Origin of the sequence: Geodermatophilus telluris, from assembly GCF_900102745.1 — a bacterium.
In the GTDB taxonomy this organism is placed as follows: domain Bacteria; phylum Actinomycetota; class Actinomycetes; order Mycobacteriales; family Geodermatophilaceae; genus Geodermatophilus; species Geodermatophilus telluris.
The window spans coordinates 197,263-220,086 of the sequence record NZ_FMZF01000006.1 but is presented as its reverse complement, the minus strand read 5'-3'; the positions used below and the strand labels follow the sequence as shown (position 1 = coordinate 220,086).

Sequence of the window (22,824 nt, the reverse complement as noted above, 5' to 3'; positions counted from 1 at the left end):
TGCGTCGTCCTGCGGTGCCAGGGACTGTGCTCCACCGCACAGGGCCGCGTCAAGACTTTGTCAGGACATAAGCACAGCAGGACATCGGGACGTCTCGATGCCCCGACGGGGGGAGGCCGGGGCGCGGCGGCGGGTGCGATCATCCGGGTGCGCCCCCGCCGGAGCCGTTCCGCCGGCGCCCGCACGAGGAGGACCAGGTGGCCGTCACGCCGACCTTCGACATCGACCGCTCCAGCCCGACCCCGCTGTACTTCCAGCTGTCGCAGGCCCTCGAGCGGGCGATCACCGACGGCAGCCTGCCCGCGGGGTCGAAGCTGGAGAACGAGATCCTGCTCGCCCAGTCCTACGGGCTGTCGCGGCCCACCGTGCGCCGCGCCGTCCAGGAGCTCGTCGACAAGGGGCTGCTCGTCCGCAAGCGCGGCGTGGGCACCCAGGTGATCGCGCCGCACGTGCGCCGCTCGGTCGAGCTGACCAGCCTCTACGACGACCTGGCGCGCGGCGGCGAGGCGCCCACGACCGAGGTGCTCTCCCTGGAGCGGGTGCCCGCGCCGGCCGACGTCGCCGCGGAGCTGGACCTGGCCGCGGGGGAGGAGGTCGTCACCCTGCGCCGGCTGCGCCGGACCCGCGGCGAGCCGCTGGCCGTGCTGACCAACTACCTGCCCGGGCGCTTCGACCCGACGCCGGCCGAGCTCGGCGAGCGCGGGCTCTACCAGTACCTGCGCGGCCAGGGGGTGCACCTGCGCGTGGCGCACCAGCGCATCGGCGCCCGGCTGGCCCGCGCCGACGAGGCGCGGCTGCTCGACGAGCCGCCGCGCTCGGCGCTGCTGACCATGCAGCGCACCGCCTTCGACGACAAGGGCGTCGCGGTCGAGCACGGCCGGCACGTCTACCGCGCCTCGCGCTACGACTTCGAGACGACGCTCGTCGGCCGCTGACGGCACCCCGCCGACCCCCGCGCCCCGCGCCCTCCGGCACGGGGAGTGCCCGCCTGCCCGCCCCGCCTCCCGGCGTGTCCCGACGGACCGGGCGCGGGATCTGCCGAATGGGGCTTCACAAAGTCCTAATGTCCTGACATAGTCCCTCAGCGTGTGGCCGGCGTCACGCCGGCCGACCCCACGTCGAGGGAGGCCCCGTGCCCCTGGTCCGCATCGACGTCGTCGAGGGACGGCGCACCCCCGAGCAGCTCCGCCTGCTGGCCGACACCGTGCAGGAGGTCCTGCTCGACGTCTTCGCCGCACCGCCCGGCGACCGCTACCAGGTGCTCACCGAGCACCGGCCCGGGCAGCTGATCTGCGAGGACACCGGCCTGGGCATCGAGCGCACCGACGACCTGGTCGTGCTGCAGGTCGTCCAGCAGGGGCGCTCGGACGAGCAGAAGCGCGCCCTCTACGCCGGGCTGTGCGCCCGCCTCGGGGAGGCCACCGGGCTGCCCCCGGGCGACCTCGTCGTGTCCGTCGTCGGCAACACCCGCGCCGACTGGTCCTTCGGACTCGGCCGCGCGCAGTTCCTCGACGGCGACCTCTGACCCGCGCCCGGAACCCCGGCGCCCCACCCACCCCCGCACCCGAGGAGGCACGACGTGACCGCACGGCACCCGGTCCTCCCCGGCGGCCCCGCCGCCGGGGGACGGCCGGCCTCAGGACGGGCGGCGGCCCAGCCGCAGCCGGTGCGGGGCGAGCAGCGCGGCGCGGGGGGCCGGCAGCGCCTCGGCGGCGCCGGCCGGCCCGGGACCCAGCTCGTCGAGCATGCGGTCGACGGTGGTGAGCAGCGCGGAGTTCAGCTCCCACAGCCCCGTGCGGCTGCGCGGGTCGCCGATGAGCAGGTCCGCCACCAGTGCCCGGCCGCTGGCCAGGGCCGTGAGGGCGGACGCCAGCCGCTCCTCCGCGGCGCGCCGGGCGTCCCCGGGCCCCGCCGTGAGCGCCCGGCCGAACTCCTGCACGACGGTGCCCATGCGCTCGAGCAGGCTGGCCGTGGTGCGCCGGACGGTGTCGGCGTACCCGGCGTCCTCGCCGATCCCGGTGCGCTCGCGGGTGGCGTCGTCCACCGCGCGGAACAGCGTCCGCAGCGACACCGAGGTGTACTCCAGCGCGTCCAGCCCGGCGCGCACGCCGCTGGGCGCCCAGGGCGAGCGCAGGGCGCGCACGTTGAGCCGGCGGCTCTCCTCGGCGTGGGCGAGCGCCCGGTCCAGGCGGGGGACGTGCCGGTTGAGCCGGCGGGCGTCCTGCAGCCAGCGCGCGGACTGCTCCGGGGACACCGGGCCGGCCAGGAGCGTGCCCGCGGCGTCGTCGAGGAGCGCGGCGATCTCCCCGGCGAACCGCTCGACGGACCGGATCGCGTGCCGGGTCCGCACGGCCGGTGGGAACGCCACGTTGACGAGCATGCCGACGGCCGCGCCCAGGAGCGTCTCCAGCACCCGGTCGCCGCCGTAGGACTCGGCTCCGGAGGCGCCGACCCCGAGCACCAGCATCGCGCTGATCGGCACCTCGACCAGGTGCGGTCCCAGCCGCAAGAGCTGGCCGACGACGATCGCGGCCGCGACCAGCGCTCCGAGGCTCCACCAGGTGAGGCCCACGACGGCGACGAACCCCACCGCCAGGGCGACGCCCGCCACCACGCTGAGCACCCGCTGCACCCCGTTGACCAGCGTGCTGGTGAGCGTGGCCTGCACGACCAGCAGCGCGGTGAGCGCGGCGATCAGCGGTGGCGGGTCGTGCAGCCCGACGAGCTGGGCGACGACGTAGGCGGCCACGGTCGCCCCGGTCAGCCGGAGTGCGCGGAACGCCGCGGAGCGGGCGCGCCGGCGCACGAGGTGCACGGCGCCCGCGACGAGTTCCGGGACGGGCCCGCGCCCGCTCCGACGCCAGGGAGCCACGGCGCCATCCTCCGCGATGGCCCGCGGCCCCGGCACCCGGCTCGCCGGTGGGGACGCGCCACCGCCGTCCCCTGCGCCCCACCCGACCGTCCGGTCCCGGCCCGCCGGCCGCGCGCGGCCCGGCGCCGGGCCCCGTGCGGCCGGCCCCGGGGCCGGGACCCCGCCGCCGCGCCGGCCCACTGACTCCCCACCTGCCCGACCCGTCCGCACCTCCCACCCGGGGCCACGACGCCCTCCACCCCCGAAAGAGCGGCCATGTCGATCCACTCCTCCTCCGGGACGTCCACCGGCGCGCAGCGCTCGCCGGCGCACAACCGGTTCCTCGTCAAGCTGACGGTGATCTCCACGCTCGGCGGTCTGCTGTTCGGCTACGACACCGGGGTCATCTCCGGTGCCCTCCTCTACATGAAGGAGGACCTCGCCCTCACCACGTTCAGCGAGGCCGTCGTCGTCAGCTCGCTGCTGTTCCCCGGCGCGGCGTTCGGCGCGCTGCTCGGCGGCAAGCTCGCCGACGCCCTCGGCCGCAAGGGCAGCCTGCTCGTGTGCGCCGGGCTGTTCCTCGTCGGCGCGCTGATCTGCGCGGTGGCGCCCAACGTCGGCGTCATGACCGGTGGCCGCATCCTGCTCGGTTTCGGCGTCGGGGCCGCAGCCGCCACCTGCCCGCTGTACCTGGCCGAGATGGCCCCCGCCGACCGGCGCGGCCGGATGGTCACCATCAACGAGCTGATGATCGTCACCGGCCAGTTCCTCGCCTTCGCGATGAACGCCCTGCTCGACGCCCTCATCAAGGACCCGCACGTGTGGCGCTGGATGCTCGCGGTGGCCACCGTCCCCGCGGTCGCGCTGTTCGTCGGCATGTTCTTCCTGCCCGACTCGCCGCGCTGGTACGCCGTGCGCGGCCGGCTGGAGGACACCCGGCGGGTGCTGAGCCTCAGCCGGGACCCGGCCGAGGCCGCCGAGGAGTACAACGTCATCGCCCAGCACGCCCAGCGCGACGTCACCGAGGACAAGGGCGCGGCGATGCGCGACCTGCGGGCCTTCCCGTGGATGCGCCGGATCCTCTGGATCGGCTGCGGGCTGGCCACGGTGCAGCAGGCCACCGGCATCAACACGGTGAACTACTACGCGCCGACCATCCTCGAGTCGACCGGCCTCGGGGCCAGCGCGTCGCTCATCCTCACCATCACCGTCGGCGTCGTCGGCATCATCGGCACGATCCTCGGCATCGTCCTCATCGGCCGCATCAACCGGCGGCCGCTGCTGCTCACCGGGTTCACCGGGGTGGCCGCCGGGCACGCGGTGCTGGCGCTGTCGTTCCTGCTGCCGGAGTCGGGCTTCCGCAGCTACCTGATCCTCGCCGCCATGCTGTTCGTCGTCTTCTTCGTGCAGACGTTCATCGGCACGCTGGTGTGGCTGCTGCTGTCGGAGATCTTCCCGATGACCATCCGCGGGTTCGCCATGGGCATCGCCGTCTTCGTGCTGTGGACGGTGAACGCGGCCATCTCCTTCGCCTTCCCGCCGCTGGTGGCGTCCCTCGGCGCGACGCTGACCTTCGGGCTGTTCGCGCTGGTCAACGTCGGCTCGCTCACCTTCGTCAAGAAGTTCGCGCCGGAGACCCGGGGCCGCTCGCTCGAGGAGCTCGAGGACGACTTCCGGACCCACTCCCCGGCCGAGGTCCGCGAGGCCCCGGTCGGCGTCCACGGCGGCTGACCACCCCGCCCGACGGTGCCCGTCACCCCGCTGTCCGGGGTGGCGGGCACCGCCGTGTCCGGGTCAGACCAGCCGGGGCAGCGGGCGGACGACCAGCCGCTCCTCGACCGGCCGGCCGTCGACGACCAGCCGCGCCCGCCACACCCCGGAGGTGCGCAGCGGGGTGATCGGGTCGCCCTGCACCAGCCGGCCGAAGGTGTCGCGGGCCTCCTCGGCCGTCGGGTAGGCCTCCCACCGCGGCACCCGCTGCAGCGGTGCCAGCGACTCGATGCGGTGCGGCTCGCGCGCGTCGTCCGGCAGCGGGCCGGGCTCCTCCGGGACGACGGCGGACAGCCGGGGCCGGCCCAGCACGTACCGGCCGTTGCGGCGGACGCCGAGCCAGTCGTAGTTGCCCGTGGCGAGCTTGGCCCACAGCACCTCGGGCTTCCGGCACTGCTCGAGGACGGGGTAGACCTGCTGGCCGAGGACGACCTGGGCGTGCGAGCGATCGGGCACCGCGACGATGCTAGGCGCACCGACCGTCCCCGGCCGGAGAGGAGAGCGCTGTGAGCAACCACGTGTACCGGCTCAGCGAGATCGTGGGCAGCAGCCCGACGAGCGTGGACGACGCCATCCGCACCGCCGTCCGCAAGGCCGCCGAGACGGTCCGCAACCTGGAGTGGTTCGAGGTCCAGGAGGTCCGCGGCCAGGTCGCCGACGGCGACGTCGCGTACTTCCAGGTGACGCTGAAGATCGGCTTCCGCGTCGAGGACTGATCCGCGCCCCCGCGGCCGGGGGTGGGACACTGGGCGGGTCGGCCGGCGCGGGCCGCACCGCCCCTGCTGTCTGCACGGAAGACGACCAGTGACCACCACCCCCGACCGCCGGACCGATCCCGCCGCTGTCCTGTTCGACATGGACGGCACCCTCGTGGAGACCGAGGAGCACTGGGGGACGGCGCTGTTCGCCCTCGCCCGCCGGCTCGGCGGTGAGCTGAGCGCGGCCGGCCGGGAGGCCACCGTGGGCACCTCGATGCGCCACTCCATGCAGGTCCTGCACGCCGACCTGGGCCTCGACCGCGAGGACCGGTGGCGGGCCGACGCCGCCTGGGTCGAGGACACCGTCGCCGGGCTGCTGGCCAGCGACCTGCACTGGCGGCCGGGCGCGCGCGAGCTGATCGCCGAGGTGCGCGCCGCCGCCGTCCCCACGGCCCTGGTGACGACGACGCCGCGCCGGCTCGCCGACCTCGTGCTCGCCCAGCTGGAGCGGGCCTTCCCCGACGTCCCGCCGTTCGACCTCACCGTCTGCGGCGACGAGGTGCCCGCCCGCAAGCCCGACCCGGCGCCCTACCGGCAGGCCGCGGCGGCGCTCGGTGTCGACCCGGCCCGCTGCGTGGTCGTGGAGGACTCCGCCGCCGGGGTGGCCGCCGGCCTCGCGGCGGGCTGCGCGGTGCTCGGCGTCCCGTCGCTGCAGCCGCTGAGCCCCGCGCCCGGGCTGGTGCTGCGGGACACCCTCGCCGGCGTCGGCCTCGCCGACCTCACCGGCGTCCTCGCCGGTGTCCGCGCCGCCCGCGAGCCCGCCGCCAGCCGCCACTGACGGCCGGCCCGGCCTCCCGGCACCGGCCGGTGCACCGCCGTGGGGCGGACCCTTCCGTTATCCCCAACTGAGCCGCACCCGAACGGGGACGCAGCACCGCGCGCGGAACGGTGAGGAGTGGCGGTACCGCCCGGCGCGGGAGAGGTGTCAGTCGCGCTCGACGACCGGCAGCGTCGGCCAGCCGGCCGCGGCGGCGGCCTCCGCGGGGAACGGCGGGGGAGTGCCGCCGAAGGAGGGGCACAGCGCCTGGTGGTCGCACCAGTCGCACAGCCGGGTGCGGTTGGGCCGGAAGTCGCCGGTGGACACCGCCCGCTCGATCGCCGCCCAGATGGCCAGCAGCGTCCGCTCGAAGCGCACCAGCTCGCCCTCGTCGGGGGCGTAGGTCAGCGCGTCGCCGTCGCCGAGGTAGATGAGCTTGAGCTGGCTGGCCACCACGCCGCGGGTGCGCCACAGCACCAGCGCGTAGAACTTCATCTGGAACAGCGCCTTGGACTCGAAGGCCTCCCGCGGCATCGAGCCGGTCTTGTAGTCGACCACCCGCAGCGCGCCGTTGCGGGCGACGTCGAGCCGGTCGACGTACCCGCGCAGCAGCAGCCCGTCGGGCAGGGTGACCTCGACCAGCTCCTCGCGGCCCTCGGGCTGGATGCGGGTCGGGTCCTCCAGCGTGAAGTAGGTCTCCACCAGCTTGCCGGCCGAGGCCAGCCACGTCTCCAGCGACGGCGGCTCGGCGCCCTCCTCGCCGGCGGTGAACAGCGCGGCGACCTCCGGGTCGGCGCTCAGCTCCTCCCACGCCGGGGTCACCAGGCCGCGCGCGGCGTCGACGGTGCGCTCGGCGGCGGGCAGGTCGTAGAGCCGCTCGAGGACGGCGTGCACCAGCGTGCCGCGCACCGCCGCGGCGCTCTTCCTCTCCGGCAGCCGGTCGATCGTGCGGAACCGGTAGAGCAGCGGGCAGGTCTTGAAGTCCGCCGCGCGGCTGGGCGACAGCGACGGCCGCCGCGGCACCCGTTCGAGAGCGGGCGCGGCCGCCTGCCCGCCGTCGGCCGCGGTGTCGGAGGAGAACACTGCAGTCACGCTCCCGAGGCTAGGCCGGGCCACCGACAGTTCCGCGGCACCCGCGCCGGGGAGCCCGCGGACCGCTCTCACCTAGGCTGGCCGCCCGTGGACCCGCAGCCCGAGCCGACCGACGCACCCCAGCCCGAGCCGGCGCCGGCCGCGGAGCCCCTGCCGGCGGGGGAGGAGCGGCCGACGGCGGCCGTTCCGGTGCCCGGCGCCTTCGTCGCCGGCGACCGGGTGCAGCTCACCGACCCCAAGGGCCGGCTGCACACCGTCGTCCTGGAGCCGGGCAGGCAGTTCCACACCCACCGCGGCGCCATCGCCCACGACGACCTCATCGGCGCCCCCGAGGGGTCGGTCGTGCACTCCACCGCCAACACCGGCTACCTGGCGTTCCGGCCCCTGCTGGCCGACTTCGTGCTGTCCATGCCCCGCGGCGCGCAGGTCATCTACCCCAAGGACGCCGCCCAGATCGTCGGCAACGGCGACATCGGCCCGGGCATGCGGGTGCTCGAGGCCGGCGCCGGGTCCGGTGCGCTGACCTGCTCGCTGCTGCGCGCCGTCGGCGAGCACGGCCGGGTCACCAGCTACGAGCGCCGCGAGGACTTCGCCGACGTCGCCCGCGGCAACGTCGCCGCCTTCTTCGGCGGCGGCGTCCCCGCCACCTGGGACCTGCGCCTCGGCGACCTCGCCGACCACCCCGCCGAGGAGGTCGTCGACCGGGTGGTGCTCGACATGCTCGAGCCCTGGGCGGTGCTGCCCACCGTGGCCGCGGCGCTGCGCCCCGGCGGCGTGCTGGTCGGCTACGTCGCCACCGTCACCCAGCTGTCCACCTACGTCGAGGCGCTGCGCGCGCAGGGCTGCTGGACCGAGCCGTACGCCTGGGAGTCGCTGGTCCGCCCGTGGCACGCCGTGGGCCTGGCGGTGCGCCCCGAGCACCGGATGGTGGCCCACACCGCGTTCCTGGTCACCGCCCGGCGGCTGGCCGAGGGCGTCGTCGCCCCCGCCCGGCAGCGCCGCGCGCAGAAGCACTGAGCGAGGGCCGGGGACTCCCGTCACGGCGGCGTGACGAGCGCGTCACGGTCTGCGCGAGCCCCCGGCGGGGTGTCGGCCGCCGTGTATAGATTTGCCTCCTGGCTCCCGCCGATCTGCGGAGGTGCGCGATGGGCTCCGGCCTTGGAAGTGGTCCCGACGAGTTCCGGGCGCGGCGCGAACGAGACGTGTCCGCGCTGCTCGCCCAGATCTCCTACCTCGAGGAGGAGATCGGTCTCCTGCGCCGCAAGGTGGCCGACAGCCCCCGGCAGGTGCGCGCCCTCGAGGAGCGGATCGCCGAGGCGGAGGGCCGCGCGGCCTTCCTCTCCGAGCGCAACGACAAGCTGGCCGGCACCCTGCGCGACGCCCGCGAGCAGCTGGTCACCCTCAAGGAGGAGGTCGACCGGCTCGGGCAGCCGCCGTCGGGCTACGGCGTCTTCCTGACCCGCTTCGACGACGGCACCGTCGACGTCTTCACCGGCGGCCGCAAGCTGCGGGTGTCGGTCTCCCCGGCCGTCGAGGGCGAGCAGTTGCGCCCCGGCCAGGAGGTCATGCTCAACGAGGCGATGAACGTCGTCGAGGCGCGCGGCTTCGAGAAGCAGGGCGACGTCGTCATGCTCAAGGAGCTGCTCGAGCCGGTCGACGGCCTCACCCCGCGCGCCCTGGTCATCGGCCACACCGACGAGGAGCGGGTCGTCTTCCTGGCCGACTCGCTCACCGACCAGCCGCTGCGGGTGGGCGACTCGCTGCTGCTGGAGACGCGGTCGGGCTACGTGTACGAGCGGATCCCCAAGAGCGAGGTCGAGGAGCTCGTCCTCGAGGAGGTCCCCGACATCGACTACTCCGACATCGGCGGGCTGTCCCGGCAGATCGAGCAGATCCGCGACGCCGTGGAGCTGCCGTTCCTGCACGCCGACCTGTTCCGCGAGTACGAGCTGCGCCCGCCCAAGGGCATCCTGCTCTACGGCCCGCCCGGCTGTGGCAAGACGCTGATCGCCAAGGCCGTGGCCAACTCGCTGGCCAAGAAGGTCTCCGCGGTGAAGGGGGAGGGGCAGGCGAAGTCCTACTTCCTCAACATCAAGGGCCCCGAGCTGCTCAACAAGTACGTCGGCGAGACCGAGCGGCACATCCGGCTGGTCTTCCAGCGCGCCCGGGAGAAGGCCAGCGAGGGCACGCCGGTCATCGTGTTCTTCGACGAGATGGACTCGATCTTCCGCACCCGCGGGTCGGGCGTGTCCTCCGACGTCGAGTCGACGATCGTGCCGCAGCTGCTCAGCGAGATCGACGGCGTCGAGGGCCTGGAGAACGTCATCGTCATCGGCGCCTCCAACCGCGAGGACATGATCGACCCCGCGATCCTGCGGCCCGGCCGGCTCGACGTGAAGATCAAGATCGAGCGGCCCGACGCCGAGGCCGCGCGCGACATCTTCAGCAAGTACCTGACGCCGACGCTGCCCATCCACGCCGACGACCTCGCCGAGAACGGCGGCAGTGCCGAGGCGACCATCCAGGGGATGATCCAGCGCACCGTCGAGCGGATGTACACCGAGAGCGAGGAGAACCGCTTCCTCGAGGTCACCTACGCCAACGGTGACAAGGAGGTCCTGTACTTCAAGGACTTCAACTCCGGCGCCATGCTGCAGAACATCGTCGACCGCGCCAAGAAGATGGCCATCAAGGAGAACCTCGAGACGGGGACGGCGGGCCTGCGGGTCGGCCACCTGATGCAGGCCTGCGTCGACGAGTTCAAGGAGAACGAGGACCTCCCCAACACGACCAACCCCGACGACTGGGCGCGGATCTCGGGCAAGAAGGGCGAGCGGATCGTCTACATCCGCACGCTCATCAGCGGCAAGGGCAACGAGTCCGGCCGGGCCATCGACACGGCCACCAACACCGGCCAGTACCTCTGAGACCCCGCCCGGGCACCCCCGCGCGGGGTGCCCGGGCGGCGTCCGGTCCGCCGCCTAGTCTCGGTCGCATGAGCGTTCGGCGGGTGATGGGGACCGAGGTCGAGTACGGCATCTCGGTCCCCGGGCAGCCCACGGCCAACCCGACCACCCTCTCCAGCCAGGTGGTGAACGCCTGGGCGGTGGCCGACGCGCCCACCCGGCGCCGCCCCCGCTGGGACTTCGAGGAGGAGTCGCCGCTGCGCGACGCCCGCGGGTTCGACCTCTCGCCGGCCCAGGCGCTCGACCACACCGACCTCGACGAGGACTCCGGGATGGCCAACGTCATCCTCACCAACGGCGCGCGGCTCTACGTCGACCACGCCCACCCGGAGTACTCGACGCCGGAGGTCACCAACCCGCGCGACGTCGTCCTGTGGGACAAGGCGGGGGAGCGGGTGATGGTCGAGGCCGCCCGGCGGGCCGCCCGCATCCCCGGCACCCAGCCCATCCAGCTGTACAAGAACAACACCGACGGCAAGGGCGCCAGCTACGGCGCGCACGAGAACTACCTGATGGACCGGCGGACGCCGTTCATCGACATCATCCGCGGCCTCGTCCCCTTCTTCGTCACCCGGCAGGTCGTCGCCGGCGCCGGGCGGGTCGGCATCGGCACCGAGGGCCGCACCAAGGGCTTCCAGATCTCCTCGCGCGCCGACTTCTTCGAGGTCGAGGTGGGTCTGGAGACCACGCTCAAGCGGCCGATCATCAACACCCGCGACGAGCCGCACGCCAACCCCGACGAGTACCGCCGGCTGCACGTGATCGTCGGCGACGCGAACCTCGCCGAGCTGTCCACCTACCTCAAGGTCGGGACGACGTCGCTGGTGCTGGCGATGATCGAGGCCCGGGCGCTGACCGAGGACCTCGCCGTCGAGGAGCCGGTCGCGGCGCTGCAGGCGGTCAGCCACGACCCCTCGCTCACCCACCTGCTGCGGCTGCGCGACGGCCGCCGGATGACCGCGCTGGACGTGCAGCGCGCCTACCTCGACCAGGCGCAGCGGTTCGTCGACCGCGGCGGCGAGGCCGACGAGCAGACCGCCGACGTGCTGCGCCGCTGGGCCGAGGTGCTCGACGACCTCGCCGCCGACCCGCTGCGGCTGGCCGACCGGCTGGACTGGCCGGCCAAGCTGCGGCTGCTCGAGGGCTACCGCTCCCGCGACGGGCTGGAGTGGGGCGACCCGCGGCTGCAGCTGGTGGACCTGCAGTACTCCGACGTGCGCCCGGAGAAGGGGCTCTACCACCGGCTGGTGGCGCGCGGCTCGATGCGGCGGCTGCTCACCGACGAGGAGGTCGCCCGGGCCGTGGTCAGCCCGCCGGCCGACACCCGCGCGTTCTTCCGCGGCGAGTGCCTGCGCCGCTTCCCCGCGCAGGTGGCCGCGGCGTCCTGGGACTCGGTGGTGTTCGACCTGGGCCGGGAGAACCTGGTGCGGATCCCGACGATGGAGCCGCTGCGCGGCACCCGCGAGCACGTCGGCCTGCTGTTCGAGTCGACGTCGACCGCGCAGGAGCTGGTCGACACGATCACCGGCGGCTGAGTGACCGGCCCCGTCGCGACGGCCCGGGAGCTGGCCGCGTCCCTGCTGGCGCCGGCGGCCGCCGCGGTGGAGGCGGCCGGGGCGGTGCCGCGCGGGCACCTCGACGCGCTGGCCGGCGCCGGGCTCTACGGGCTGACCGGGCCGCGCCCGTCGGGCGGGCTGGGGGCCGACGCGGTCACCGTCGCCGCCGTCGTCGAGGAGCTCGCCGCCGGGGACCTGGCGACGACGTTCGTCTGGCTGCAGCACCTGGGCGTCGTCGCCCGGCTGGCCGCCGCGGGCACGCACCCGCAGCTGCTGGCCGACCTCTGCGCCGGGCGCCGGCGCGCCGGGGTGGCGCTGCAGGCGGCGACCCGGCCCGGGCCGCCGGCGATGACGGCGCGGGCCGACGGCGGCGACCTGGTGCTCGACGGCGCGGTGCCCTGGGTGACCGGCTGGGGGGCGGTCGACGTGCTGCTCGTCGCCGCCCGCGACGGCGCGGACGTGGCCTTCGTGCTCGTCGACGCCGTCGAGGGGCCGACGCTGGCGGTCGCCGCGCAGCCGCTGGTCGCCGTGCGGGCCAGCGCGACGGTGGAGCTGCGGCTGACCGGCCACCGGGTGCCCGCCGACCGCCTGGTGCGGCGCCGGCCCTTCAGCGAGGTGCTGGCCGCCGACGCCGCGACGCTGCGGGTGAACGGCTCGCTGGCCCTCGGCCTGGTGCGCCGGTGCACCCGGCTGGTCGGGCCCTCCCCGCTGGACGGCGAGCTGGCCGCCGTGCGCGCCCGCCTCGACGCCGCGGGCCCCGACGAGCTGCCCGCCGCCCGCGCCGAGGCCGCCGCGCTGGCGCACCGGGCCGCGGGCGCGCTGGCGGTGGCCAGCGGCAGCAGCGCGGTGCGGTCGGGCAGCGACGCCGAGCGGACGCTGCGGGAGGCGCTGTTCCTGCTGGTCTTCGGCACCCGGCCGGCGATCCGCGCCGCGCTGCTCGACCGCCTCGGCGCCGCGTCGGCCCCGCGCTGATCGCGGGTACGCCCCGCGCCGGCGGCCGACGGATGTCGGTACCTGCGGGTAGTTTCGGCGGCAGCACGCACTCGGCGCGCACCAGGGGAGGGCACGTGGCCACCAGGGACACCGGCGGGCAGCAGAAGGCGACGCGGACGCGCGAGGAGACCGACGAGGTCGAGGCCTCGGTCGACACCGAGGTCGCCGAGCGGCACAAGGAGATGTCCGAGGACGTCGACGCCATTCTGGATGAAATCGACGACGTCCTCGAGGAGAATGCAGAGGAATTCGTTCGTTCATATGTGCAAAAAGGAGGGGAGTGACCATTCCGTCGTGCCATTAAAATGGCGGACAAGAATGGCGGGGAAAAGTTCTGCCCAGATTGCGGTGCGCACCGCCCGGTAGAGGACTTCACCCGGGACAGGCGCCGGCGCGACGGTCTCGCCTTCTACTGTCGTGACCACGCCCGGCGCCGTCTCCGAGCCTCGAAGGAGCGCCGCCAGGGGCCACCCAAGCGCCGCTTCGCCCTCGACCGTCACGTCCCCGACGGCCACAAGTGGTGCCCTGACTGCGATGCGGTCAAGCCGCTCGCCGACTTCCCCAAGACGTCAGCCACCAAGAGCGGGCGGCACTCCTACTGCCGGCCGTGCCACAACGCGCGCGGTCGCGCCTCGTTGGACAAGATCGGTGGCTCCCGGACCTACCACCTCAAGCGCCGGTACGGGATCACGGCCGAGGATGCCGACGCGATGCTCGCGGCGCAGGACGGTCGGTGCGCGATCTGCCGAGCGGCACCGGCTGCACACATCGACCACGACCACGACACCGGCCGGGTGCGCCAGTTGCTGTGCTTCGGCTGCAACGGCGGCCTGGGTCAGTTCAAGGACGACCCTGCGACGCTGCGCGCGGCTGCCCGGTACGTGGAGGGCCACCGCGCCGGGCCGACCCGTGCGGACGAGCCGGAAGCAGGTGAGCGGGTCCTGCGGGCACCGCGCGGGTCCGGCGACCCCGGCGGGCTCGCCGTCCGGGGCCGGGCCGCCGGGTGCTCCCACCGCGACGTGGTGCGCGCCCGGGTCGCGGCCGTGATCGCCTCCCTGGACCGGCCTCCTCCCCACTGATCCCGGCCGGCCGCGCCCGCCTCCCGGCGTCCCGGGTGGGTCGCGAGTCGCGCCGGTAGGGTCGGCGGCAGGCGTCGCGGGGTCCCCGCGGCACGTCGATCAGCACCCCGAGCGGGGCGGAGAGGTGGACGGGTTGACCCAGTCGCACACCGGCCGGAGCGGCTTCCCGCCCGCCTACCTGGACCGGGTGGGTTCCTCGTTCACCGACTTCCTCGCCACCGCCGCGCCCGACCTACTGCCCAGCAGGCGCCCGGTCCCCGCGGTCAACGCCGGTGACCTCACCCCGCACGGCACCACGATCGTCGCTCTCACCTACGCCGACGGCGTGCTCATGGGCGGCGACCGCCGCGCCACCATGGGCAACCTCATCAGCAGCCGCGACATCGAGAAGGTGTACCCGGCCGACAGCTGGTCGGTCATCGGCATCGCCGGCGCGGCGGGCATCGCCATCGAGATGGTGAAGCTCTACCAGGTCGAGCTCGAGCACTACGAGAAGATCGAGGGCCTCACCCTCAGCCTCGACGGCAAGGCCAACCGGCTGGCGCAGATGATCCGCGGCAACCTCGGCGCCGCCCTGCAGGGCCTCGCGGTGGTCCCGCTGTTCGCCGGCTACGACCTCGACGCCGCGCCGGGCGCCACCCCGGGCCGGATCTTCAGCTACGACGTCACCGGCGGGAACTACGAGGAGCGCGGCTACTCCTCGGTCGGCTCGGGCTCGCTGTTCGCCCGCAACTCGCTGAAGAAGACCTGGCGCCCGGGCCTCGACGGCGACGCGGCCACCCGCAGCCTGGTCGAGGCGCTCTACGACGCCGCCGACGACGACTCCGCCACCGGCGGGCCGGACCCGGTGCGGCGGCTGTACCCGATCGTCTACCGGGTCGACGCCGAGGGCGCGGTCCGGCTCACCGACGACGAGGTGGCCGCCGTCGCCGGGACCATCACCGACGAGCGGGCCGCCGCCGAGGGGCAGGGCTGACCGCCATGACCATGCCGTACTACGCCTCGCCCGAGCAGCTGATGCGCGACCGCTCGGAGTACGCCCGCAAGGGCATCTCCCGCGGCCGCAGCGTCGCCGTGCTCACCTACGCCGACGGCGTGCTGTTCATCGCCGAGAACCCCAGCTCCACGCTGCACAAGGTCGGCGAGATCTACGACCGGATCGGCTTCGCCGCGGTGGGCCGCTACAGCGAGTTCGAGAGCCTGCGGGTGGCCGGCGTGCGGCTGGCCGACGTCCGCGGCTACTCCTACAACCGCCGCGACGTCACCGGCCGCGTCATCGCCAACGCCTACGCGCAGACCCTCGGCGAGATCTTCACCCAGCAGACCAAGCCCTTCGAGGTGGAGCTGTGCGTCGCCGAGGTGGGTGAGACACCGGAGGCCGACCAGCTCTACCGGCTGACCTTCGACGGCTCGGTGGTCGACGAGCCGGACTTCATCGTCATGGGCGGGCAGGCCGACGCGGTCACCGGGCACCTGCGGGACCACTTCCGGGCGGGCCTGGACCTGCGCGACGCGCTGATGGTCGGCGTCCGCGCGCTGTCGGCGTCCAGCCCGGCGATGTCGGGCAACGGCGACGGCGGGCTGCTGCCGGCCACCCAGCTCGAGGTCGCCGTGCTCGACCGGCGCCGGCCCAAGCGGGCCTTCCGCCGGGTCGTCGGCGCCGCGCTGGGCAGCCTGCTCGGCGACCGGTCGGCCGGCGACGCCACGGCCGAGCAGGCGGCCGAGGGCGCCACGCACGCGCACACGCCGAGCGCGCCGCAGCCGGGCACCCCGGCCGGTCTCGGCGACCCGGCCGCACCGGACACCGCGGGGGGCACGGCGGGCTCGGGAGAGGGTGCCGGCCCGCAGCCCGGACCGGCCGACGGCGAGGGTGGCGGCACCGACGGCGGGGCGGACGGCGGCGGCCGGTCGTCCTGAGCGGCGGGCCGCGCCGGGAACCGGCCGGAGTCGCATCCGGCGCCTAGGCTCGGTCCGTGGACCGACGGATCTTCGGGATCGAGACCGAGTACGGCGTCACGTGCACCTTCCGCGGGCAGCGCCGGCTGTCCCCGGACGAGGTCGCGCGCTACCTGTTCCGCCGGGTGGTCTCGTGGGGGCGCAGCTCCAACGTGTTCCTGCGCAACGGCTCGCGGCTCTACCTCGACGTCGGCAGCCACCCCGAGTACGCCACCGCCGAGTGCGACGACCTCACCGAGCTCGTCGTCCACGACAAGGCGGGCGAGCGGATCCTCGAGGGCCTGCTGGTCGACGCCGAGCAGCGGCTGGCCGAGGAGGGCGTCACCGGCGACATCTACCTGTTCAAGAACAACACCGACTCGGCGGGCAACAGCTACGGCTGCCACGAGAACTACCTGGTGGGCCGGCACGGGGAGTTCAGCCGGCTCGCCGACGTGCTCATCCCGTTCCTGGTCAGCCGGCAGCTGGTGGTGGGCGCGGGCAAGGTGCTGCAGACCCCGCGCGGGGCGATCTACTGCGTCAGCCAGCGCGCCGAGCACATCTGGGAGGGCGTCTCCAGCGCGACGACGCGGAGCCGGCCGATCATCAACACCCGCGACGAGCCGCACGCCGACGCCGAGCGCTACCGGCGGCTGCACGTCATCGTCGGCGACTCGAACATGAACGAGACGACGACGCTGCTCAAGGTCACCGTCACCGACCTGGTGCTGCGGATGATCGAGGCCGGGGTGCCGATCCGGGACATGGCCCTGGAGAACCCGATCCGCGCCATCCGGGAGATCAGCCACGACATCACCGGCCGCCGCAAGGTGCGCCTGGCCAACGGCCGGGAGATGTCGGCGCTGGAGATCCAGGCGGAGTACCACGCGCGGGCGGCGGAGTTCGTCGACCGGGAGGGCTTCGGGCCGGTGCACCGGCAGATGCTGGAACTGTGGGGGCGGGTGCTCAAGGCCGTCGACTCCGGCGACCTCTCGCTCATCGACCGGGAGATCGACTGGGCGACCAAGCTCTCGCTCATCGAGCGCTACCGGGCCAAGCACGACCTGTCGCTGTCCTCGCCGCGGGTGGCGCAGATGGACCTCGCCTACCACGACATCAGCCGCCGGCGGGGGCTGTACTACCTGCTGGAGCGGCGCGGGCAGGTCGAGCGGGTGGCGCACGAGCCGCGGGTGTTCGAGGCCAAGAACGTGCCGCCGCAGACCACCCGCGCCAAGCTGCGGGGGGAGTTCATCCGCAAGGCGCAGGAGAAGCGGCGCGACTTCACCGTCGACTGGGTGCACCTCAAGCTCAACGACCAGGCGCAGCGCACCGTGCTGTGCAAGGACCCGTTCAAGAGCGTCGACGAGCGGGTGGAGAAGCTCATCGCCTCCATGTGACCGCGGCCGGCGCGGGCTCAGCCCTCGACCGGCACCTGCACGGCGGCGTAGCGGCCGGCCGCTGCGGCGGCGAGGAAGTAGGCGCGCTCCTCCGGCCAGCCGCGGCCCATCGTCGACAGCGTCACCGGGGAGAGCTGCAGCGCCTCGTCGAGGCCCTCGGTGTCGACCCACACGACCTCGTTGCGCTCCGGCTGCGAGGCGAGGTCCTCGTCGACCTGGCTGCCCAGCTCCGAGCCCAGCCCCCGCGGCGCCACCAGCGTCACCCCGGCCAGCGCCACCCGGCCGAAGGCGGTCAGCGAGTGGTGGGAGACCCCGCGGTGGCGCGGGCGCGGGTCGGCGTCGGAGATGCGCAGCGCGCCGATCGGCTCCCCGCCCAGCACGGAGACGGCGTTGCAGGCCTCACCCGCGGCCACCCCGGAGAAGCCCCACGACGTCCCGGTGCCCAGGTTGCCCGGGCCCTGCGTGACGATCGCGACGTCGGCGCCGAGCACGTGCCGGGCGGCGAGCAGCCCGGTGTGCAGGGTGACCGCCTCGAGGTCGCCGCCGAAGGCCTGGCCCACGGTGACCACGCCGGCCAGCGACGGCGCCAGGGTGTGCAGCGTGCGGGAGAAGCCGGCCACCAGCGCGCCGCCGTCGGTCATCACGTAGGCGACCCGGAGGTCGGGGTCGGTGGCCAGCACGCCGATGAGCACCGCCGGCAGCGCCGAGTGCAGGTCGGCCACGACGACCGGCATGCCGCCGAGGTCCTCGGCCTCGGCGATGGCGTCGTGGTGCTCGGTGTCCTGCTCGTCGACGCCCTGCACGCTGACCTGCATCGGCGTGTAGCGGGCCTTGACCAGGTGGCCGGGGCCGGTGGGGTCCGGCGGCAGCCGGTCGGGAACGGCGACGACGAGCGCGTAGCCGCCGGTGCCCAGGCGCTGCGCCCAGGCGGTGGTGTTGAGCAGCACCTCGTCGCCGACCTCGGGGACGCCGACCAGCGAGGGGTGCGCCAGCGACCGGACGTCGCCGTCGCCGGGCACCGCCACGGTGAGCTCGAGGGCGTCGCGCCAGCTGCGGCCGGTGGCGGTCACCCGCCCGCGTCGCCAGCGGATCCGTTGCGTCCTCGTCGCTTCCCCCACGGCCGAGAGGCTAGCCAGCACCCCGGCCGCCCGCGGCCCGGCGGCCCCGGTGCAGCGGGGCTGACTAGCCTTGGGCGCGTGTCGGCGAAGCGGGCGGAGCGGCTGGTCAACCTGGTCATCGCCCTGCTGGGCACCCGGCAGTACGTGACCGCGGCGCGGATCCGCGCCACCGTGCCCGGTTACGAGCCCGACGACGGCACCGCCCGCGCCGACGAGGCGTTCAAGCGGATGTTCGAGCGGGACAAGGCCGAGCTGCGCGAGATGGGCGTGCCGCTGGAGACCGGCCGCACCAGCGTCTTCGACACCGAGGACGGCTACCGCATCGCCCGCGCCGACTACGAGCTGCCCGAGATCACGCTCACCGGCGAGGAGGCCGCCGCGGTGGGGCTGGCGCTGCGGCTGTGGGAGTCCGCGCAGCTGGCCGGGGCCGCGCAGAGCGCGCTGGTCAAGCTGCGTGCCGCCGGTGTCGACGTCGACCCGGCCCGGGCGCTGCCGGTGCAGCCGCGGCTGGACTCCGACGAGCCGGCGTTCGAGCCCTGCTACACCGCCGCCCGCGACCGCCGGGTGCTGACCTTCGACTACCGCCGGCCCGACGAGGACGCCCCGGCCCGCCGGCACGTGCAGCCGTGGGGCGTGGTGGCCTGGCACGGCCGCTGGTACCTGGTGGGCCTCGACCTCGACCGGCAGGCGCCCCGGGTGTTCCGGCTCTCCCGGGTCGTCGGCACGCCGCGGGCGACCGGGCCGGAGGGCGCGTTCGAGCCGCCGGCCGACGTCGACCTCTCGGCGCTGGTGGCCCGCCAGGCCGGGGGCGAGGAGCACCTGGTCGTGGTGCGCGCGCGGCCGGGCACCGCGGTGGGCCTGCGCCGCTGGGCCACCCCGCTGGGCGCCGGCCCCGACGGCGACGACCGGCTGCAGCTGCGGACCACCGAGCCGTGGCGGCTGGCCGACCAGCTGGCCGCCTACGGCCCCGACGTCGTGGTCGAGTCGCCGCAGGCGGTGCGCGCGGCGGTGGTCGAGCGGCTCACCCGGCTGGCGGCGATGGGGGAGCGGTCGTGACGAGCCCGGCGACCAACGAGCGGATGACCCGGCTGCTGTCGCTGGTCCCGTACCTGACCGCGCGGCCCGAGGGCGTGCCGCTGGCCGAGGCCGCCCGCGACTTCGGCGTCCCCGAGCGGCAGCTGCGCCGCGACCTGGACCTGCTGTGGATGTGCGGGCTGCCCGGCTACGGCCCCGGCGACCTCATCGACCTGGCCTTCGAGGGCGACCGGGTGCGGGTCACCTTCACCGCCGGCATGGTGCGCCCGCTGCGGCTGACCACCGACGAGGCGGTCGCGCTGGTGGTGGCCCTGCGCACGCTGCTGGAGCTGCCCGGCCTGGCCGAGCAGGAGGCGGTCAGCCGCGCGCTGGCCAAGGTGTCGGCCGCCGCCGGGCACGCCGCCGAGCGGGTCACCCCGGTGGCGCTGTCGGTGGACGCCCGCGAGCAGTCCCTCGCCGTCGTGCGCCGCGGCCTGGAGCAGGGCCGGGCGCTGCACCTGCACTACTACGTGCCCACCCGCGACGAGCGCACCGAGCGCACCGTCGACCCGCTGCGGCTGCTGCTGGTCGACGGCCGCTCCTACCTGGAGGCGTGGTGCCGGCGCGCCGAGGGGCTGCGGCTGTTCCGCCTCGACCGGGTCGACGACGTCGAGGTGCTCGACGAGCCCGCCGCGCCGCCGCCCGGGGTGCACCTGCGCGACCTGGACAACGGCATCTACCAGCCCGGGCCGGACGCGCCGGTGGTGCGGCTGCGGCTGGCGCGCACCGCCCGCTGGGTGGCCGAGTACTACCCGGTGGAGGACGTCCGCGAGGTGGACGACCCGCCCGGCGGGCTGGCGGTGGCGCTGCGCACCGGTGACCTGGCGTGGGCGCGCCGGCTGGTCGCCTCCCTGGGCGGGGCGGCCACGGTGGCCGAGCCGGCCGAGCTCGCCGAGGCCGTCGCCGCCGACGCCCGGGCCGCCCTGGCCCGCTACGGCGGGCAGCCGGGGGCCTAGGGTCGTCGCCGTGCTGCTGCTCGTGGTCTGGATCGCCGTCGGGGTGCTGGCGCTGGTGGTGCTCGGCGCGCTGGTGCACGGCGTGCTCGGCGCGCTGCAGCGGCTGGGCCGGGAGCTGGAGGCCGCCGAGCGGGACGTGCGGCCCGTGCTCGCGCAGGCGCAGGCCACCGCCGCCCGCGCGGCCGCGCTGTCGTCGGTGGAGGAGCGCCGCGGCGAGGGCTGACCGCGCCCCGGCGTCCGCCGAGGACCCCGGCGACGAACACCCCACGGCGTAGCATCGCCGCCGTCGCCCCTCGACCTGGAGGACGCATGAACCTCGGCGCGCCGGAGATCATCCTGATCGTCCTCGCGATCCTGCTGCTGTTCGGGTACAAGAAGCTGCCCGACGCCTCGCGCTCGCTCGGCCGCTCGCTGCGCATCTTCAAGGGCGAGATGAAGGGCATGAAGGACGACGACCGGACCCGCGACGACCGTGGCCGGCAGGGCCCGGCCGCCCTCGACGCGGCCGACGCCGACCGCCGCGCGCAGCTCGAGGCCGAGGCGGTCGCCGCCGAGGCCCGCGCGGCGGAGCTGCGGGCGCGCGCCGGCCGGCCCGGCGCCGCCGACCCGCGCTGACCCGCCCCCGGAGCACCGACGTGAGCGGGCCCGCCCCGCGCCGCCGGCGTCGCCGGCCACCGCGCGACCCCGAGGCGACGATGACCCTGGTCGCGCACCTCACCGAGCTGCGCAACCGGGTGGCCAAGGCGCTGCTGGCGCTGCTGGTCGCCGCCGCCGTCGCCTTCTGGTGGTACGAGCACGGGCTGGGCGACTTCATCCGCGCGCCCTACTGCGGCCTGGAGCCCGAGCTGCGCTACGGCGGCGACACCGACTGCGGGCTGCTGATCACCGACGTGTTCGGCGGGGTGTTCATCCGGCTGAAGGTGAGCCTGCTGGCCGGGGCGGTGCTGTCGGCGCCGGTGTGGCTCTACCAGCTGTGGGCGTTCATCACCCCTGGCCTCAAGCGCAACGAGAAGCGCTACGGCATCACCTTCGTGCTGGTCTCGTCCACGCTGTTCGCCCTCGGCGCGGTGCTGGCCTACGTGTCGCTGTCGGCGGGTCTGGAGCTGCTGCTCGGGCTGGCCGGCGACGGCGTGGTCATCGCGCTCACCGCGCAGGACTACATCGGCTTCGTGCTCTCCCTGCTGGTGGCCTTCGGCGTCAGCTTCGAGGTGCCGCTGGTGGCCGTCGCGCTCAACGCGGTGGGGGTGCTGTCCTACGACGTGCTGCGCCGCAGCCGCCGGTGGATCTTCTTCCTCACCATCGTGTTCGCCGCGTTCGTCACCCCCACGCAGGACCCGTTCACCATGCTGCTCATGGCCGGGCCGATGATCGTGCTCTTCGAGCTGGCCATCCAGGTGGCCCGGCTGGTGGACCGGCGGCGGGCCCGCCGCGACGCCCGCGAGCACTTCCACGAGGTGGCCGACGACGAGGCCTCGCCGCTGGACGCCCGCCCGTCGCCGCTGGACGCCGCCCCGTCGCCGCTCGCCGGGCCGCAGCCCGCCGACGAGCGCACCGCCTCCCGCGGCTGACCCGCCGGGCGTGCCGGCCGGTGCCGGGAGGGGCCCGGCGGTGACCGACGTCGCCGTGCTGGTGGGCCCGGCCGCCGGGCGGGGACGGGCGCGCGCCGTGCTGCCCGCCGTCCTCGCGGTGCTGCGCCGCGGCGGCCTCGCGCCGCGGGTGCTGCCCGCCGCCGACCGGGCCGGTGCCGAGCGGGCCGCCGCGGGCGCGGTGGCCGCCGGCGCCGCCGCCGTGCTGGCGGTCGGGGGAGACGGCACCGCGCACGCCGCGCTGCAGGCCGTCGCCGGCGCGAGCACCCCGCTGGCGGTGGTCCCCGCCGGTACCGGCAACGACCTGGCGCGGGCCCTCGGCGTGCCGCCGGAGCCGGTCGCCGCCGCCGCGGCGGCCGCCGCGGACCTGCGCGAGGGCGCCGTCGGCACCCTCGACGCCGGCCGGGCGGCGGGCCGCTGGTGGGCCACCGTGCTCTGCTGCGGCTTCGACGCGGCCGTCGCCGAGCGGGCCGCCCGGCTGCGCCGCCCCCGCGGGCCCCGGCGCTACGACGTGGCCGTCCTGGCCGAGCTGGCCCGGCTGCGGCCGCGCGAGGTCACGCTGACCCTCGACGGGCGGCCGCGGACGCTGCCGGTCACGCTGGTCGCCGTCGGCAACACCGCCTGGTACGGCGGCGGGCTGCGGATCTGCCCGGCCGCCGACCCGGCCGACGGGCTGCTCGACGTGACCGTGGTCGGGCCGGTGTCGCGCCGGGAGCTGGTGCGCACCCGCCCGCGGCTGGCGGCGGGCTCCCACGTCGGGCACCCGGCGGTCACGGTGCACCGCGCGGCGCGGGTGGAGCTGGCGGGGGCCGGGCTGACCACCTGGGCCGACGGGGAGCCGGTGGCCGCGCTGCCGGTGCTCGCCGAGGCCGTGCCGGGCGCGCTGCTCGTGGTGGGCAGCGGACGCCCGGCGATGATCAGGTGACCTGATCATCG

The 22,824-nt window shown here is 75.2% G+C and carries 24 protein-coding genes; 20 read left to right on the top strand and 4 right to left on the bottom strand.

What is annotated here, in order from left to right:
• Positions 1-197 precede the first annotated feature (197 nt).
• Together BLQ97_RS18940 and BLQ97_RS18935 are read left to right on the top strand one after the other, a co-directional pair.
• A complete protein-coding gene (locus tag BLQ97_RS18940) occupies positions 198-935 on the top strand; it encodes a GntR family transcriptional regulator (protein WP_091367652.1) in 738 nt (245 codons plus the stop codon).
• A 197-nt stretch (positions 936-1,132) separates the two neighbouring features.
• Positions 1,133-1,525, top strand: a complete 393-nt coding sequence (locus tag BLQ97_RS18935) for a tautomerase family protein (RefSeq protein WP_091367650.1) — start codon at positions 1,133-1,135, stop codon at positions 1,523-1,525.
• Positions 1,526-1,636: 111 nt separating this feature from the next.
• Here the strand turns inward: BLQ97_RS18935 and BLQ97_RS18930 are convergent, their stop codons facing one another.
• Positions 1,637-2,872: an aromatic acid exporter family protein gene (locus BLQ97_RS18930; RefSeq protein ID WP_175471819.1), complete on the bottom strand. Its 1,236-nt coding sequence runs from the start codon at positions 2,870-2,872 to the stop codon at positions 1,637-1,639.
• A gap of 255 nt (positions 2,873-3,127) precedes the next feature.
• On the opposite strand from BLQ97_RS18930, the gene BLQ97_RS18925 reads away from it, so the two are divergent.
• Positions 3,128-4,582: a sugar porter family MFS transporter gene (locus BLQ97_RS18925; RefSeq protein WP_091367646.1), complete on the top strand. Its 1,455-nt coding sequence runs from the start codon at positions 3,128-3,130 to the stop codon at positions 4,580-4,582.
• Between the two features lie 63 nt (positions 4,583-4,645).
• Here the strand turns inward: BLQ97_RS18925 and BLQ97_RS18920 are convergent, their stop codons facing one another.
• The gene (locus BLQ97_RS18920; RefSeq protein WP_091367644.1) at positions 4,646-5,077 is read right to left on the bottom strand and encodes a hypothetical protein; all 432 of its coding nucleotides are present in this window, start codon (positions 5,075-5,077) and stop codon (positions 4,646-4,648) included.
• A 50-nt stretch (positions 5,078-5,127) separates the two neighbouring features.
• On the opposite strand from BLQ97_RS18920, the gene BLQ97_RS18915 reads away from it, so the two are divergent.
• Positions 5,128-5,337, top strand: coding sequence for a dodecin (locus BLQ97_RS18915; protein WP_091367642.1), 210 nt, complete (start codon positions 5,128-5,130; stop codon positions 5,335-5,337).
• An 88-nt stretch (positions 5,338-5,425) separates the two neighbouring features.
• Entirely contained in the window at positions 5,426-6,157 is a 732-nt protein-coding gene (locus tag BLQ97_RS18910) for an HAD family hydrolase (protein ID WP_091367640.1), read from the top strand.
• Positions 6,158-6,304: 147 nt separating this feature from the next.
• Here BLQ97_RS18910 and BLQ97_RS18905 read toward each other — a convergent pair whose 3' ends face one another.
• A complete protein-coding gene (locus BLQ97_RS18905; protein WP_217637270.1) occupies positions 6,305-7,228 on the bottom strand; it encodes a RecB family exonuclease in 924 nt (307 codons plus the stop codon).
• An 87-nt stretch (positions 7,229-7,315) separates the two neighbouring features.
• Between BLQ97_RS18905 and BLQ97_RS18900 the strand changes: the two genes are divergently transcribed.
• From BLQ97_RS18900 to pafA, 9 genes are all read left to right on the top strand, one after another.
• Complete coding sequence (locus tag BLQ97_RS18900; protein ID WP_281181448.1) at positions 7,316-8,245, top strand: tRNA (adenine-N1)-methyltransferase; 930 nt, start codon at positions 7,316-7,318, stop codon at positions 8,243-8,245.
• A gap of 185 nt (positions 8,246-8,430) precedes the next feature.
• Positions 8,431-10,155 carry a proteasome ATPase gene (gene arc / locus BLQ97_RS18895; RefSeq protein WP_245692455.1) on the top strand — a complete coding sequence of 575 codons (1,725 nt, stop codon included), beginning with the start codon at positions 8,431-8,433 and terminating at the stop codon, positions 10,153-10,155.
• Positions 10,156-10,223: 68 nt separating this feature from the next.
• Positions 10,224-11,729: a depupylase/deamidase Dop gene (dop, locus tag BLQ97_RS18890; RefSeq protein ID WP_091367634.1), complete on the top strand. Its 1,506-nt coding sequence runs from the start codon at positions 10,224-10,226 to the stop codon at positions 11,727-11,729.
• Positions 11,730-12,722 carry an acyl-CoA dehydrogenase family protein gene (locus BLQ97_RS18885; RefSeq protein WP_091367633.1) on the top strand — a complete coding sequence of 331 codons (993 nt, stop codon included), beginning with the start codon at positions 11,730-11,732 and terminating at the stop codon, positions 12,720-12,722.
• Between the two features lie 95 nt (positions 12,723-12,817).
• Positions 12,818-13,027 carry a ubiquitin-like protein Pup gene (locus BLQ97_RS18880; RefSeq protein WP_091107399.1) on the top strand — a complete coding sequence of 70 codons (210 nt, stop codon included), beginning with the start codon at positions 12,818-12,820 and terminating at the stop codon, positions 13,025-13,027.
• Between the two features lie 21 nt (positions 13,028-13,048).
• The gene (locus tag BLQ97_RS18875; RefSeq protein ID WP_139173751.1) at positions 13,049-13,822 is read left to right on the top strand and encodes an endonuclease VII domain-containing protein; all 774 of its coding nucleotides are present in this window, start codon (positions 13,049-13,051) and stop codon (positions 13,820-13,822) included.
• 133 nt (positions 13,823-13,955) lie between these two features.
• Complete coding sequence (gene prcB / locus BLQ97_RS18870; RefSeq protein WP_091367631.1) at positions 13,956-14,798, top strand: proteasome subunit beta; 843 nt, start codon at positions 13,956-13,958, stop codon at positions 14,796-14,798.
• Between the two features lie 5 nt (positions 14,799-14,803).
• Positions 14,804-15,739: a proteasome subunit alpha gene (prcA, locus tag BLQ97_RS18865; RefSeq protein WP_091367629.1), complete on the top strand. Its 936-nt coding sequence runs from the start codon at positions 14,804-14,806 to the stop codon at positions 15,737-15,739.
• A gap of 56 nt (positions 15,740-15,795) precedes the next feature.
• Positions 15,796-17,154: a Pup--protein ligase gene (gene pafA / locus BLQ97_RS18860; RefSeq protein WP_091367626.1), complete on the top strand. Its 1,359-nt coding sequence runs from the start codon at positions 15,796-15,798 to the stop codon at positions 17,152-17,154.
• A gap of 17 nt (positions 17,155-17,171) precedes the next feature.
• Here the strand turns inward: pafA and BLQ97_RS18855 are convergent, their stop codons facing one another.
• On the bottom strand, positions 17,172-18,224 hold the full coding sequence (locus BLQ97_RS18855) for a DUF3866 family protein (protein WP_175471818.1): 1,053 nt from the start codon (positions 18,222-18,224) through the stop codon (positions 17,172-17,174).
• A 126-nt stretch (positions 18,225-18,350) separates the two neighbouring features.
• Between BLQ97_RS18855 and BLQ97_RS18850 the strand changes: the two genes are divergently transcribed.
• From BLQ97_RS18850 to BLQ97_RS18825, 6 genes are all read left to right on the top strand, one after another.
• Positions 18,351-19,328, top strand: coding sequence for a helix-turn-helix transcriptional regulator (locus BLQ97_RS18850; RefSeq protein WP_091367620.1), 978 nt, complete (start codon positions 18,351-18,353; stop codon positions 19,326-19,328).
• Positions 19,325-20,302 (top strand): helix-turn-helix transcriptional regulator, encoded by a 978-nt coding sequence (locus BLQ97_RS18845; RefSeq protein ID WP_217637268.1) that lies wholly within the window; start codon positions 19,325-19,327, stop codon positions 20,300-20,302. The genes BLQ97_RS18850 and BLQ97_RS18845 overlap by 4 nt, the downstream gene beginning before the upstream one ends.
• Before the next feature lie 10 nt (positions 20,303-20,312).
• Entirely contained in the window at positions 20,313-20,525 is a 213-nt protein-coding gene (locus tag BLQ97_RS18840; RefSeq protein WP_091367618.1) for a hypothetical protein, read from the top strand.
• A gap of 86 nt (positions 20,526-20,611) precedes the next feature.
• Positions 20,612-20,917 (top strand): Sec-independent protein translocase subunit TatA, encoded by a 306-nt coding sequence (tatA, locus tag BLQ97_RS18835; protein WP_091367616.1) that lies wholly within the window; start codon positions 20,612-20,614, stop codon positions 20,915-20,917.
• A gap of 20 nt (positions 20,918-20,937) precedes the next feature.
• Positions 20,938-21,870, top strand: a complete 933-nt coding sequence (tatC, locus tag BLQ97_RS18830) for a twin-arginine translocase subunit TatC (RefSeq protein ID WP_245692452.1) — start codon at positions 20,938-20,940, stop codon at positions 21,868-21,870.
• A gap of 40 nt (positions 21,871-21,910) precedes the next feature.
• Entirely contained in the window at positions 21,911-22,813 is a 903-nt protein-coding gene (locus tag BLQ97_RS18825; RefSeq protein WP_217637267.1) for a diacylglycerol/lipid kinase family protein, read from the top strand.
• The last annotated feature ends 11 nt before the right edge of the window (positions 22,814-22,824 follow it).

Excerpts from the sequence above, each read along its gene's own strand:
- BLQ97_RS18925 (WP_091367646.1), top strand. The coding sequence starts at position 3,128 with ATGTCGATCCACTCCTCCTCCGGGACGTCCACCGGCGCGCAGCGCTCG.
- tatA (WP_091367616.1), top strand. The coding sequence starts at position 20,612 with ATGAACCTCGGCGCGCCGGAGATCATCCTGATCGTCCTCGCGATCCTG.
- dop (WP_091367634.1), top strand. The coding sequence starts at position 10,224 with ATGAGCGTTCGGCGGGTGATGGGGACCGAGGTCGAGTACGGCATCTCG.
- BLQ97_RS18875 (WP_139173751.1), top strand. The coding sequence starts at position 13,049 with ATGGCGGACAAGAATGGCGGGGAAAAGTTCTGCCCAGATTGCGGTGCG.
- prcA (WP_091367629.1), top strand. The coding sequence starts at position 14,804 with ATGACCATGCCGTACTACGCCTCGCCCGAGCAGCTGATGCGCGACCGC.